The following is a 13,535-nucleotide window of genomic DNA, read 5'->3' as shown; positions in this document are numbered from 1 at the left end:
ATATCCTCTAGTGGGGGATGGTGATCGGCTGGGCCTCCAAACTAACCAGAAATTACCCGACGCAGGTCCATCACATCACTCATATTTTTAATTTTGGCCATGATGCCCAATAGCTGTTGATAGTCGTGAATATCAATTTTGAGACTAATAATGGCGGGTCGTCCCAAATGGGTTTTAACATCGGCGTTGCGGACGTTAATGTGGTTGTCGCTGAGGCGAGAAAGAATATCCTTCAGCACCCCTACCCGGTCAATGGCTTCAATGACAATGTCCACCGGATAGGTTTGGTGATTATTGGTGTTGGGATTCCAGCGCACCGGAATTAGGCGATCGCCGTCCATTTGTTCGAGGTTATGGCAACCCTGGCGATGGATGGAAATGCCCCGGGCTCCCCTGGTCACTACCCCCATAATGGGTTCCCCCGGTAACGGATGACAACAACCAGCAATGTGATACAGCAAACCCTCAATGCCGGCGATGGGCGAATTATCTTTGCCAGTGGCAGGGGGAGTAGGGGGATGGACTTGGGGGGAACTTGCTAGGGTAACTTCCTGGCTAGACTGGCTATTTTTAACGTTGTTGACATTATTTTCCCGCAGACGGTTGACCACAGAATTGGAGGTAATTTCGCCGTAGCCCAAACCAGCCAACAAATCTTCCACATTTTGGTAGTTACATCGCTCTGCCGTTTTTTGCATCGGTTCTGATTTCAGCAGGGCTTCCAAACCGGTTTTGCCCAATTCTTTCTCTAACAATTCTCGACCCCGGAGAATATTCTCATCCCGGCGGGAACGCTTAAACCATTGACGGATGCGGTGGCGGGCACTGGGGGTAACAACAAAATTGAGCCAATCCAAACTAGGGTGGGAATTCTTTTGGGTGACAATTTCCACAATGTCGCCATTTTTCAGCCTGGTATCCACCCCCAACCATTGGCCATTCACCCGGGCCCCTTTCATATGGTGGCCCACTTCCGTGTGGATGCGGTAAGCAAAATCCACCGGTGTGGCCCCCCGGGCCAGGGAAATCACCTCGCCCTTGGGGGTGAAAACGTAAACGTCATCATCAAAGAGATTTTGTTTAAGGTTTTCCACATATTCCTGGGCATCCTTGAGGTCGCTCTGCCAGTCCAGCAGTTGCCGCAACCAAGTAAATTTTTCGTCGGTGGAGGTGAGGGTTGCATTTTCGGAGCCACCACTTTCCTTGTATTTCCAATGGGCGGCAATACCATACTCCGCCACATGGTGCATTTCCTCGGTGCGAATTTGGATTTCCAGGGGTCGGCTAGTTAGTCCTAAAACTGTGGTGTGGAGGGATTGGTAACGGTTGGGTTTGGGCAAACCGATGTAATCCTTAAAGCGCCCTGGAATGGGTTTAAAGACGTCATGAACCACCGACAGAGCTCGGTAACATTCCCCCTTGCTTTCCACGATGATGCGTAGGGCGGCAATGTCATAAATTTCTTCAAAGGCCTTATCCTGGCTGGTCATTTTGTAATAAATGCCGTAGAGATGTTTGGGGCGCCCTTGGAGTTCAAAATGTTCAATGCCCTCATCCCGCAGGCGGAAGCGCAACATATCCTTGACAGTTTCCAGACGGGATTCTCGATCACCTCTTTTTTCTACTACCAGGGACTGAATTTTGCGATAGGAATCGGGTTCTAGATACTTAAAGGAAAGATCTTCCAATTCCCACTTAAAGCGCCAAATGCCCAAACGGTTGGCTAAAGGCGCAAAAATATCCTTGGTTTCCCTAGCAATGCGCCGTTGTTTTTCTGGACTTAACGCATCTAAGGTCCGCATATTGTGCAGGCGATCGGCTAGCTTGACCACAATCACCCGAATATCCTTGGCCATGGCCAAAAACATACGCCGGAAATTTTCTGCTTGATGCTCTGTTGTACTAGAAAAATTAAATTTAGAGAGTTTAGTTACCCCTTCCACCAAACTGGCCGTTTCTTCCCCAAACAAAGCTTCAATTTGTTCAATGCTAATGTCCGTATCTTCCACCACATCATGCAAAAAACCCGCCGCAATCATTGCCTCATCTCCCCCCAAATCCCGCAGTAGCCCCGCCACCGCCACCGGATGGGCAATGTAGGGTTCCCCGGATTTCCGCCGCTGTTGGGCATGGAGATCGTAGGCAAAACAGAACGCTCGACAAATTAGACAATGGGGCGCCGTTGTTTCGTCCTGGCCCTGTTCTATCTCCCTCTGCCACTGCTGTAAACAATCCTCTAACCACTGGGGCAATTCAATATCGTGAATGTCTTGGGCACAGGTGGTGTGAATGGTGGGGGTGGGCAGAGCGGCGACGGCATTCATAGTTTTGGGGAGGGTGTTAGGGTAGTTTGCACTAACTAGTTATAAAACAGAAAAAACGACCAAAAAAGCCGATAATTGCCAATTAACGGGGGAAAAATAGTATCAGCTATTAGCTTGTCAAAATCCCGTATTTATCTTGTAGCAGACATTTCTGTATCGGTGCAGGTTTTTGGGATTAATGTTAATTAATGTTAATGGTTATTAATGATTTTTGCTCCTTTTACTAGGGACAGGTAAAAGCGATACTCTCCCCAGGAGATTTCCCAGGGAGTTGGACCACACAGGGTCGACAAGTTTGAGTTAATAATCAGCAAGCCTTAACATTATTTTAACCTTGATTCGCCCAACCCCCGTCAAATTCATCGGAGCAATGTCGTCTACGCTACCACTCGATTTACCCGATCGCCTTAGGGAATTTCAGCAATTGTTGGATCAATGTCAGTGCACCATGGCCGATCCTGGGGCTGAGGGGGCGACGGTGGCCAAACAGGTTGACGAACTGGGGGATTTCATTCAGCATCATTTCCTTAGCGTCACAATGGAAGACTGGCCTTGCCAAGGACCGCAACCATGGTCATCCATACAAACGGAATTGCAAAGAACCCTACGCCTGCTCTCGACGGAATTAATCTTCTGGCGATCGGCCCGCTCCCCTCAACGACAGCACCATTATCAACAGCGTCTATTGGGGCACTATCAGCAGTTAGCGGATTTCAGTAAGGCAATGCAACAGTGGGTTGACGGCGCTGATTAAGCTGTTGCTGATTTCCTTGCGCCAACTTTGCTTCTTTGAACTAAATATTTTCTGCTTTTACTTTTAGCGATGATTGACCAATGGGTCTTACTACTGCAAGCCTTAGCGGGCTATGGAGTAATGGGGATAAAAGACCAGCAACCTTAGTTTATTTCAGGGAAGACTGGGCATAGCTAACTAAACCAGCGCCAATGTAGGAACTGTAATTGTCAATGGTGTTTTGGGTAGCAATGCGGTTAGGATTATTGAACAATTCACCCATACCCATGCTCAAGGTTAAAACGGTGACGGCGGCGATGGTGTAGTTGCGGATGGCGGTGGAGGTGTAGTTGGTGGAGGCAAACATGGTGAGGTGTTCCTTTGCTTTCAATAACTACAGCATAGGGAAATCTCCAGGGCATGTCAGTCCCAAAAAACCTGTAAAATCAAGGGTTTCAGCGTTTCCACTTCCCTTCTAAACATGGAAAAAAATAGAATTTCCTCCACCTTAGTCCACTCCTATCCATCCTTTGTCCCATCTTATTCAGCCACCATTGATAAAATTTTCCCCGTTCCCTAGAGCGTATTCACAAGCCTCTAGTGTTGGGGGATGTAGGGGCAGATTGGAGCTTGACCAGCATACTCTCAGGGGCTGAACCGATCGCCATTGTCGGCAATTTCCAGAATCGGTAAACGCACAGCAAAACAGGACCCTTCCCCTTCCTTGCTTTCCACTGTCACTTCTCCCCCATGGATATTGGCACAACGCTGTACGATCGCCAGTCCTAAACCAGTACCCGTTACCCCCTCCACATTGTCCGCTCGGAAAAAGGGATTAAATAATTCCGCCATGGCCTGGGGAGGAATGCCGATGCCCTGGTCCGTGACCCGGAAGATCATGGTTTTACCTTCGGCAATTACATCGAACAAAATGGGGGTGGGAGAAGGAGAATACTTGATCGCATTGCTGAGGAGATTACAAATAATGTGGCGCAATAAATGGGCATCCCAAACTCCCTGTTGCAGATTGCCTTGGGTGTGGAAATGAATCGGCCTTGGTTGGCGCTGGGCATTGTTCACCAAACGCATTAAATCCTGGCAAAAGTAAAGTAAATCCAGGGATTCAAATTGACAACTGAGCTGGCCATTTTCCGTTTTTCCCAGCAGTAATACCTCCGACAATAATTCATCTAGATCCTTAATAGCGGTGCGGATCATGTTGAAATAATTATGTTGTTGCCCTTTACTCAGGCGATCGCCACTTTCTTCCAACAAGCCCGCCGACAAAAGAATGGTATTGAGGGGATTGCGGAAATCATGGGAAAGCATGGAAACAAACTCTGACTTGAGCTTATTGGCTGCCTTCGCCTCGGACAATTCCCTTTCCTGGCGTTTAATGCTGGCACTCAGGATCTGGTTTTCCGCCGCCAATTCCCGCGCGAGGCAATGGCGTTGAATGGCATAATGGAGCGAACGTAGGAGAATATCCAAGCTCACGTCCCGCTTGACCAAATAGTCCTGGGCCCCTTGACGGACCGCTTCTAAGGCCAATTCTTCGTCTTGGTAATGGGTGAGGACAATGATGGGTAAATTTTGAGGATGGCTTTGCAGTTTCGGCAAGGAATTTAGACCTTGGCTGTCCGGTAGGGTTAAGTCCAACAAAATAATGTCAAACTTTTCCCCCTGTGCCAAAACCGTTAAAGCATCCCCCAACCTTTGCACATGGTTGAATGCAAAATTTTCCTTGGGGGAGCCTTTGAGAATTTCCTGCAGGAGGCGAGCTTCAGCCAGGTTGTCTTCAATGAGGAGAATGTGGAGGCGGGGACTAGCAGACATGGCGCAGGACCGGGGGAGGAATAACCGTTTGCTTGGCGTTCCAGGGGACACTCCACTGTATTCTACTTCCACCTTTCGGAGAGCGAAAAGAATTAATTAATCCCCATCCGCAGTAAAAGCGCCAAAGTTTGCCCATGCCATGTATGCCACCATCAACCGTAAACCCCCGTAAACACAATGAATAAGGGCTTTGTCTCCGGTGAAGAATTTGCCCGTTGGTATGCCACAGCCCGACAAATGGCGATCGCCCATGGCATTGAAACAGGGGAATTGAACTGGTTATTGCAGGGATGGACGGATTTAGACCGGTTAACCCTACGGTTGCAGGATTTTGCCCATCGAGAGATTGCTTTGCAAGAAACTTGGGAAAATATTCAACGGGGCTGGCGCAGAAGAGTCGAGGAAAAATATCCAGTGCAATACCTGTTGGGGCAAACCCAGTGGCGTGATTTTGTGATTAAAGTCACTGATGATGTACTAATTCCCCGGCCGGAAACGGAGTTAATAATCGACATAGTGCAACATGAGCATTCTGCCTTATCTCCGTCTAACTGCGCTGACCATTGGGTGGATTTGGGTACGGGGAGTGGAGCCATTGCCCTAGGTTTAGCCGCCACGTTTCCCCAGGCCCTAGTCCATGCCGTGGATTGCAGCGGCTCTGCTTTGGCGATCGCCAGAGAAAATGCCCAGTTGAATCAGTTTGGCGATCGGATTCAATTTCATCAAGGTTATTGGTGGGAACCCCTAGAGCATCTGAAGGGCCAGGTCCAGGGCATGGTGTCTAATCCGCCTTACATTCCCCAACGGGAATTGGCCCAGTTACAACCGGAAGTGATTAAGCACGAACCCCTTTTAGCCCTAGATGGCGGCCCCGATGGCCTGCAAGCAGTGGAGCAACTCATTCGGCGATCGCCAACTTATTTAAAGCCCGGAGGTTTTTGGTTGGTGGAAATCATGACCGGCCAGGCCCCCATGGTTGCTGAACTTTTGAGAGCTAGTGGAGCCTACCAAGATATTCAAATTCACCGGGACCTAGCAAGCATTGAGCGGTTTGTTTCCGCCCGTACCTTGAGTTGAATTGTTGAATTAGGGAGATTTTGTAATTCCCAGGAAAACTAACGTCCCCCCACCGTAATACCATCAACCTTAATGTGGGGTTGCCCGACGGTGACATAGACACTGCCGCTGACGGAACCACAGAATCCCGCCGCTAGTCCCAAATCCTGGGAAGACATGGAAATTTTATTCATAATCTCCGTGGCCGTGCCAATTAACGTTGCGCCCTTGAGGGGTTTAGTCAACTTGCCGTTTTCCACCAGGTAAGCTTCAGAAACCGCAAAGTTAAATTCCCCTGTGGCTCCCACGCTACCGCCCCCCATTTGCTTGCAGTAAATGCCCTTTTCGACGGAATTAAAAATGTCATCCACTGAATAATTACCGGGGGCAATGTAGGTGTTACGCATGCGGGAAGCGGCCGCATAGGCATAGCTTTGGCGGCGACCACTGCCGGTGCGGGGATGGCCAGTGCGAATAGAACCGGTGCGATCGGCGATGAAATTTTTCAAAATGCCATTTTCGATCAGCAAAGTGCGCTGGGTGGGCATGCCTTCATCGTCCATATCAATGGTGCCAAAGGCGTTATCTGTCAGCCCTTCATCCCAAGCAGTGAGGTTTTCATGGGCAATTTTTTCCCCTTTTTTATCGAGGAAAGGAGTAGTTTTATGTTCAATTTGGGTGGTTTCCAACAAATGACCACAGGCCTCGTGGAAAATAACCCCTCCGAATTGGTTGGCCATAATGATGGGATAATTGCCCGATTCCACGTAGTCAGCGTAGAGCATTTTCCCGGCGGATTCTGCGACTTCCTGGGCAGAGGTTTCTGCGTCCCAAGTGCGTAGATAGTCGGGATTACTGGTGTCCCCAGAACGCTTACCGATGGAAGTGCGGTGTTCGCCATCAGCACAAAAAAGGGAAAATCCTACGGATTGGGTCAGGCGGATGTCCCGGGCAAAGGTGCCGTCACTAGCGGCTACCAGAACCTCCTGCCAATCGCGAAAATAGGCGGCCCGTCGGGATTGGGCATGGCTAGCATAGTGGTCTAATTTTTGGTTAGCTCCCAGCAAAATATCGCTCATTTCCTGCATGGGGCTACAACGGTGTAACCATTGATCCTTTTCCTTGGCTCCGGCATAGTCCCGCAACATTTCCAAGTTCAGTTCAGGTACAAAGGATTGGCCCGCCGGTAAGGTTAAGCCCAAAATTGACAAACCCTTTTCCAGCGCAGTGCGGAGACCATTGAAAGAAATATCGTTGGTGCTAACGTAGCAGTCGCCTTTGCCTTTATAAACCCTGACACCGCAACCACTGGAGAGTCGGGGGGTGAGGCTGGTAATGGCATCGTCTTCCGCTAGGCAACTGACGTAATTGACCTTTTCGAGGAAAAACTCAACAAAATCCGCTCCGGCGGCCCTGCCCAAACCCAGCAATGTGGATAGAGATTCCCGCCATCTACCATCGAGGCGATCGCCAGGGGTGGTGTAGTTGAGGCTGGGTAAATCCTGGGAGAGGAGCAGAGTAGGAGGCATAGTAATTTTTCTCAGGAATGAGTGAAATATTTCTTAATGTATTCTAACCAACTCAGTGTAAGGTTTGACTCTAGCCGAGAAGACAGTAGATATTAATTTGTAAAGTTTTTTTACTATCTTTAAGATGATCAGTAAAAATAAGTTAAAATTACTTCCAGTAAATTGGAGACCAAAGTCGATAAACATAGAATAGTTATAATACTTAGTTCATATAGGGGGGACGAAAAAATCTCGTAAACGCAGTTTTCTAAGTAACAAAGTTTTTAGAACTCTACTTTTTACCTTAGAATCACTGTACGAAAAGGTCTCAAAATTCTACACTGATGTCCGACTATGAACCAGTGATTAATTTTTTATCTAAAATACAACAAGAAATCAAAGAAAGTCTTAAAAAAGTAAAGATCACGAAGTTTATTCTCAAAAAAGGACTCGAGCTGATGTAGATGTGACCAATAATTTGACTTCAGACCAGGTAATTTTACACAAATCAAGCAAAAATATGGAAATCAAAAAAATCGAAGAAAGACTTAACGCTTGTATTGAGAAGATTGAGCTAGATAGCAACAAGAAACAAATATTACTTAAGGAGATTTATAATTTAATTACGGAAATTGAAAACGATAATAGACTATCCATTTTGTATGAATATGAAAAACATTATCTTGAACTTTTACAGCAACATAAAGACGAAATAAAATTTGCTAATTCTATTCAAGAAGATTTACGACGTGAGCGTTCGCAGTTTTTCACCTATGGACTACGAGAAGTTTGTGAAACTCTAAAAAATTCTGGAGTTGATGCCGACATTGCATCAGCTTGGATTCAAGAGTTAGTTAAAAGCTATACGAAAAGCCTTGATGTTAGTTCTGAATTAGCAGCCAATCAAGTAATTGATACAATTGGAATCTTAAAAAGTGAGGCTAAAAAAGAACTAAAAAAATCAACTCAAGCAAAAGCACCAGATAATCTTAACGATGAATAATCATATTCAGGAAGATTATCAAATCATTTTAAGCTCACTTAGAGCTATGCGGAAAAATCTTCTTGATGATTTTTTGAATGAAGAGCCTACTATTTACTTACCGAGCTTTAGATATAGGGAAGATAAACAGTTAATTTCCCTTTCAATTGAAAAGTATTTCATCGTTTGGCTCAACTCATATTGGCATTTGCTGAAAGAAAATAGGTATTTTTCTGATGAAAATTATTATTTGAATCCATCCATCTATGTAAAAATTTTCTTGCTACTTGTAGATGCGTATAGCTTGCCAAATATCAACAATAATCAATCTTCATTAGTCTTGGAAATATTAGATATAAAGATGAATGCCTTGGATGAAATATTAAAAATTGGAGATAAATCGAAACAAACTTACAATCGATTGCAATTACAATGTGAAAAAGACAAAATCCTTTTTGAAAAGGAAATTAACAAACTGAGAGGTTAAAATGGGTATTACATCAAAAATATTTGGAATGTTTGACAAACTTGATGATATCATTTACGCGCCAGTTAAACTTGCAACGGATTGGGCCAGTGAGCCTCTACGTAGATGGGAATATCAAAGAGAAATTGGCAAAATAAACATTGACGCAGAAAACAAACAAAAGGAAAAAGAGTATAATCTCAATCTTGAGTTAAAAAGGCAAGAAGCAGATATCGACTTACAAATAAAGAAAGAAACTGAAATTGTAAGAATAATAGCTGAAATTGAGGAATGCAGAAAAGATTCTGAATTTGAAAGAATGAAAGCCGTATCTGAAGCGATGATGCGACTACAACGGGAGCTAACTCAGTTAAATGTTGATGCAATTAATATGATTGGGAGCATCCAGCTTGGTCTACGAAAACAAGCTCAAGACTTAGTATATGAAAGAACTATAAAATATAAAGAATTACAGGATGCAGCCATGCAGGAGGCTATGAAGGATTTAATGCGTATTGAAAAAGAATTTGGAGATAATGAATTATCAAAAAAAATCTTAATTAATGCAGTTGATCAACGCCTAGCAAACATAATCAATACAGCACATAATTTTTTGCTAGAACTTAATTCTGATATTAAATTACTTAATCAAAATATTGACATTTTAACAAGCAGTGGACAGAAATTCATAGAAAGACACTTATCCCAGTTCCATTCTTTGGGTTTTTCTAAAGAGGAAATAAAAAAACTCCGAAGCTCAAATACAGAGGTAAGCAACTAGATTATAAACACGAAGCCCTATAGCAAGTCACGATATTTCGTCATAAGTTGCTCAATGCGAGAACAATGGCTAGGTTTAATGTCAAAGATATTGAGTTTTCCTAAGCCAATTTTTCTAATAAATCTCTGCGGTGCATGAATTCCAACCCGATTTTGCAGTAGATAGCAAGTTTCAGTCATAACACACCAAGTTGTTATAAACTGCTCGTCTTGTAGGGAATAAAACAGATTCACTGCCGGAATATGAAACTCATCATTTTTATTAGCTAGGGCAAGCCAAAAGCCAGTATCAACAATGATCATATTTTTTTTCTAATTCGTGATGCAAATAAGCTTTATATTTCCTAGAAAGATTCAGATTCTGCATCCATGCAACCAATAAAATCTGACCAGTCTGTGGAAGAGACCGGCAAATTTGCAACATGATCTTTTTTAAGACTCTTGACTAAGTCAAAAACAATTTCTTGGGCTTCAGGCGGAAGTTCTGCAATATCTTGCTGAATGGTGTCGAGATTCATTGGCTAAACCCTGAATTCTGCTCAAAAAGCCTGCCGTAACAATAAGACCAGATTTATTTTCTTCCCACATATTCTAGCTATTCCTTTGGGACGCTGGGGCTGGGGTGTGGGATTCGATTTCGGGGCTAGGCTCGGGGTTGGTGGATTTGGGTGCCAAAAGCCTTCCACTGATAGTTTTGACCACAATGTATAAAACTGGCACTACAAATAGGCTGAGGAAAGTGGCCACCAACATCCCGCCAAATACCGCTGTACCCAATGCTTGCCGACTACCGGCCCCCGCACCAGTGGCGATCGCCAAGGGAAAAATACCAAATAGAGTGGAAAGGGCGGTCATTAAAATGGGGCGGAGACGATCCTTTGATGCTTCCAGGGCAGCTTTAGCAATGGGATAACCCTCCGCCCGTAACTGGTTAGCAAACTCCACAATTAAAATGGCGTTTTTACTGGAAAGACCAATCAACATCACCAAACCAATTTGGCAGTACACGTCATTGGGGAAACCCCGTAAACTTTGGGCCGTTAAAGCTCCCAAAATAGCCAGGGGGACGCTGAGCAGAATAATCACCGGGTCAATGTAGTTTTCATACTGAGCCGCCAGTACCAAAAATACAAACAGCAAACCTAAGCCAAAAATTAGGGGAGCCTGGCCCTGGGAACCCATTTCCTCCAAAGAAATACCCGACCATTGGAAATCAAACCCCGGTGGCATGACCTGTCGGGCGATCGCCGCCATGGCATTCATGGCTTGCCCCGTACTCACCCCAAAGTTAGCTGACCCCGTAATGGCGATCGAGCGGAAGAGATTGTAATGGGTAATAATTGGTGCCCCCACCCCCTGGGTCACAGTGACCAAATTAGCCATGGGAATCATGGTGCCGGACTCACTGCGAACATAAAGGCTATTAATATCCTCCGGGCTACTGCGGAACTGCTCATCGGCCTGGAGGTAAACCCGATAGGTGCGGCCCTGCAGAACAAAGTCGTTCACATAGCTCGAACCCAACGCCGTTTCCATGGTTTGGAAAATTTGGTCCACCGGCACCCCCAAGCTTTTAGCCTTGTTGCGGTTGACATTGACAATTAACTGGGGATTATTAGCTTGGAAAGTACTAAATACCCTGGTTAAAGCCGGATTTTGGTTGGCCGCCCCCAGGATTTCCCCCATCGTGCCCACCATGGTGTCCAGTTCACTATTCACCCGTAAATCCTGTAACTGGAAATCAAACCCACCAAATTGCCCCAAACCCCTTATAGGAGGTGGGTTAATGGGAATGATATTGGCTTCGGGAATTTGGGAAAATTTACCAAACATCTGACCGATGATGGCCTGCACCGATTGATTAGGAGCAGTCCGTTCCCCCCAAGGTTTGAGCCGGGTAAAAATAATCCCTTGGTTGGGGCTATTACCACTAAAACTAAATCCTCCCACTGCAAAGGTCGCCGTCACTTCTGGCACCGCTAGCAATTCCTTTTCCACCTGGGCCATTACCCTACTGGTGTATTGCAGGGAAACCCCCTGGGGAGCTTGGATAATGGTGATGAAATAACCCTGGTCTTCCTCCGGTAAAAAGGCAGTGGGCACAGTGACGTACAACCAAGCGGTGGCCCCAAGTAACAGAACAAATACGCCAATTACCCATGCCCGCAGATTGACTAATTTGCCCAACACATTGCCATAACCGTTTTTGATAATGTCTAGTACCCGGTTAAACCAGTTGAAAAATCCGGCAATAAAGGCCGGTGGTTCTTGGCCTTCCCGCAGTAACAGGGCGCAGAGGGAAGGGGTCAGCGTCAAGGCCAGGAAAGTAGATAGAAGAATGGAAAAAGCAATGGTAAGGGCAAATTGTTGATATAAAGCCCCCGTCGTTCCAGGAAAAAAGGCCACTGGAATAAACACTGCCATCAATACCAAAGAAGTGGCAATGACCGCCCCCGTCAGTTCCCCCATGGCCTCCTGGGCCGCTTCTTGGGGATCTTCGTGTTTAACTTTGATAAAACGGCTAATTTGCTCCACCACAATGATGGCATCGTCCACCACCAACCCTGTTGCCAGAGTTAAACCGAACAGGGTCAAACTGTTAATGGAAAAGTTAAAGACTTTGACAAAGGCAAAAGTACCAATTAAAGCCAGGGGAATGGTTAAAGCGGGAATTAAGGCCGATCGCCAGTCTTGCAGAAAGACCAAAATTACCAGGATTACCAGAACGACGGCAATGAGCAGGGTTTCCACCACCTCCGAGAGGGACTCCTGCACAAATTCCGTGGTATCAAAGGCAACGCTGTATTCAATACCTTCGGGAAAGTTTTGAGCCAAACGGGCCATTTCGTCTTTCACCAAACGGGCTACTTCCAACGCATTACTATCCAGCAATTGGTAAATACCTAGCCCCACCGCTTCGTCGCCCCGAAAGCGTAAAAAACTATTGTAGTTTTGGGCCCCCAATTCCACCCGACCGATATCTTTGAATCTAACCACAGAGCCGCTGGCCCCGGATTTAACAATTAAGTCCTCAAAATCTTTTACTTCTACTAATTGACTACTGGCGAGCAAGTCCAATTGATATTCTTGACCTGGGGGTGCTGGTTCTGCTCCAATCTGTCCAGCCCCCACCTGTAAATTCTGTTCCTGCAAAGCTCGACTCAGGTCCGCCATGGTCAACTGCTGGGCCGCTAATTTCATTGGATCTACCCAGAGGCGCATGGCATAGAGCCTTTCCCCAAAAATCCGTACATCCCCCACTCCTTCCAGCCGACGGATGGGATCCACCAGATAGCGATCGGCGTAGTTGCTCAAAAAAACGTTGTCGTACTCGCCATCGGGGCTAGTGATGCCGATGCCCAACAGTAGGGCGTTGGATTCTTTATTAACCCTGATCCCCGTTCTTCTCACTGCTTCCGGCAGTTGCGGTTCTGCCAGAGCCACGCGGTTTTGCACATCGACGGCGGCAATGTCCTTATTCTGGCTCCGGTCAAAGGTGACGGTGATGCTACTGGTGCCATCGTTACTGCTGGTAGAGGAAATGTACCTCATCCCCTGCACCCCGTTGATCTGCCGCTCCAAAATGTCGGTGACGGCCCTTTCCACCACTTCCGCATTGGCCCCGCTGTAGTTGGAACTAACCTGAATGGTGGTTGGGGCTACTTCCGGAAATTGGGCGATCGGTAAGCTAAAAATGCTAATCGTCCCCACCAGCAAAATGATGATGGCGCAAACGCTGGAGAAAACAGGGCGCTTAATGAAAAAATCAACGAACATGGCGGGGAAAAAGGCGATTGGTTGGCACAGACTGGCTCAATCTCCAGCCGACTCTGCCACATTGTTACATATC

At 46.2% G+C, this 13,535-nt stretch carries 12 protein-coding genes; 5 read left to right on the top strand and 7 right to left on the bottom strand.

The window, feature by feature from the left end; all coding sequences use genetic code 11:
• Positions 1 to 41 precede the first annotated feature (41 nt).
• Positions 42 to 2,324, bottom strand: coding sequence for a bifunctional (p)ppGpp synthetase/guanosine-3',5'-bis(diphosphate) 3'-pyrophosphohydrolase (locus C7I86_RS07815; RefSeq protein ID WP_010872703.1), 2,283 nt, complete (start codon positions 2,322 to 2,324; stop codon positions 42 to 44).
• 334 nt (positions 2,325 to 2,658) lie between these two features.
• Between C7I86_RS07815 and patD the strand changes: the two genes are divergently transcribed.
• Positions 2,659 to 3,078, top strand: coding sequence for a heterocyst frequency control protein PatD (patD, locus tag C7I86_RS07810; protein WP_231848060.1), 420 nt, complete (start codon positions 2,659 to 2,661; stop codon positions 3,076 to 3,078).
• A gap of 148 nt (positions 3,079 to 3,226) precedes the next feature.
• Here patD and C7I86_RS07805 read toward each other — a convergent pair whose 3' ends face one another.
• Positions 3,227 to 3,424: a hypothetical protein gene (locus tag C7I86_RS07805; RefSeq protein WP_010872701.1), complete on the bottom strand. Its 198-nt coding sequence runs from the start codon at positions 3,422 to 3,424 to the stop codon at positions 3,227 to 3,229.
• A 278-nt stretch (positions 3,425 to 3,702) separates the two neighbouring features.
• Positions 3,703 to 4,893: an ATP-binding protein gene (locus tag C7I86_RS07800; protein WP_020861770.1), complete on the bottom strand. Its 1,191-nt coding sequence runs from the start codon at positions 4,891 to 4,893 to the stop codon at positions 3,703 to 3,705.
• A gap of 177 nt (positions 4,894 to 5,070) precedes the next feature.
• Between C7I86_RS07800 and prmC the strand changes: the two genes are divergently transcribed.
• Positions 5,071 to 5,970, top strand: coding sequence for a peptide chain release factor N(5)-glutamine methyltransferase (prmC, locus tag C7I86_RS07795; RefSeq protein WP_010872699.1), 900 nt, complete (start codon positions 5,071 to 5,073; stop codon positions 5,968 to 5,970).
• Positions 5,971 to 6,008: 38 nt separating this feature from the next.
• On the opposite strand, the gene C7I86_RS07790 is transcribed toward prmC, so the two are convergent.
• Positions 6,009 to 7,478, bottom strand: a complete 1,470-nt coding sequence (locus tag C7I86_RS07790) for a TldD/PmbA family protein (protein ID WP_010872698.1) — start codon at positions 7,476 to 7,478, stop codon at positions 6,009 to 6,011.
• A gap of 445 nt (positions 7,479 to 7,923) precedes the next feature.
• Between C7I86_RS07790 and C7I86_RS07785 the strand changes: the two genes are divergently transcribed.
• From C7I86_RS07785 to C7I86_RS07775, 3 genes are read left to right on the top strand one after another with little or no spacing between them, the layout of a single operon-like run.
• Positions 7,924 to 8,460, top strand: a complete 537-nt coding sequence (locus tag C7I86_RS07785) for a hypothetical protein (RefSeq protein ID WP_010872697.1) — start codon at positions 7,924 to 7,926, stop codon at positions 8,458 to 8,460.
• Positions 8,453 to 8,926: a hypothetical protein gene (locus tag C7I86_RS07780; RefSeq protein WP_010872696.1), complete on the top strand. Its 474-nt coding sequence runs from the start codon at positions 8,453 to 8,455 to the stop codon at positions 8,924 to 8,926. Before C7I86_RS07785 ends, C7I86_RS07780 begins: the two co-directional genes overlap by 8 nt.
• 1 nt (position 8,927) lies before the next feature.
• Positions 8,928 to 9,686: a hypothetical protein gene (locus C7I86_RS07775; protein ID WP_010872695.1), complete on the top strand. Its 759-nt coding sequence runs from the start codon at positions 8,928 to 8,930 to the stop codon at positions 9,684 to 9,686.
• 17 nt (positions 9,687 to 9,703) lie between these two features.
• Here C7I86_RS07775 and C7I86_RS07770 read toward each other — a convergent pair whose 3' ends face one another.
• From C7I86_RS07770 to C7I86_RS07760, 3 genes are all read right to left on the bottom strand, one after another.
• Positions 9,704 to 9,988 carry a type II toxin-antitoxin system VapC family toxin gene (locus tag C7I86_RS07770; RefSeq protein WP_020861769.1) on the bottom strand — a complete coding sequence of 95 codons (285 nt, stop codon included), beginning with the start codon at positions 9,986 to 9,988 and terminating at the stop codon, positions 9,704 to 9,706.
• Positions 9,989 to 10,029: 41 nt separating this feature from the next.
• The gene (locus C7I86_RS07765) at positions 10,030 to 10,203 is read right to left on the bottom strand and encodes a hypothetical protein (RefSeq protein WP_020861768.1); all 174 of its coding nucleotides are present in this window, start codon (positions 10,201 to 10,203) and stop codon (positions 10,030 to 10,032) included.
• 73 nt (positions 10,204 to 10,276) lie between these two features.
• The gene (locus C7I86_RS07760) at positions 10,277 to 13,462 is read right to left on the bottom strand and encodes an efflux RND transporter permease subunit (protein ID WP_010872694.1); all 3,186 of its coding nucleotides are present in this window, start codon (positions 13,460 to 13,462) and stop codon (positions 10,277 to 10,279) included.
• Between the last annotated feature and the right edge of the window lie 73 nt (positions 13,463 to 13,535).

Source organism: Synechocystis sp. IPPAS B-1465, assembly GCF_003015225.1.
Taxonomy (GTDB): domain Bacteria; phylum Cyanobacteriota; class Cyanobacteriia; order Cyanobacteriales; family Microcystaceae; genus Synechocystis.
This window is presented reverse-complemented; position numbering and strand designations above follow the sequence as displayed.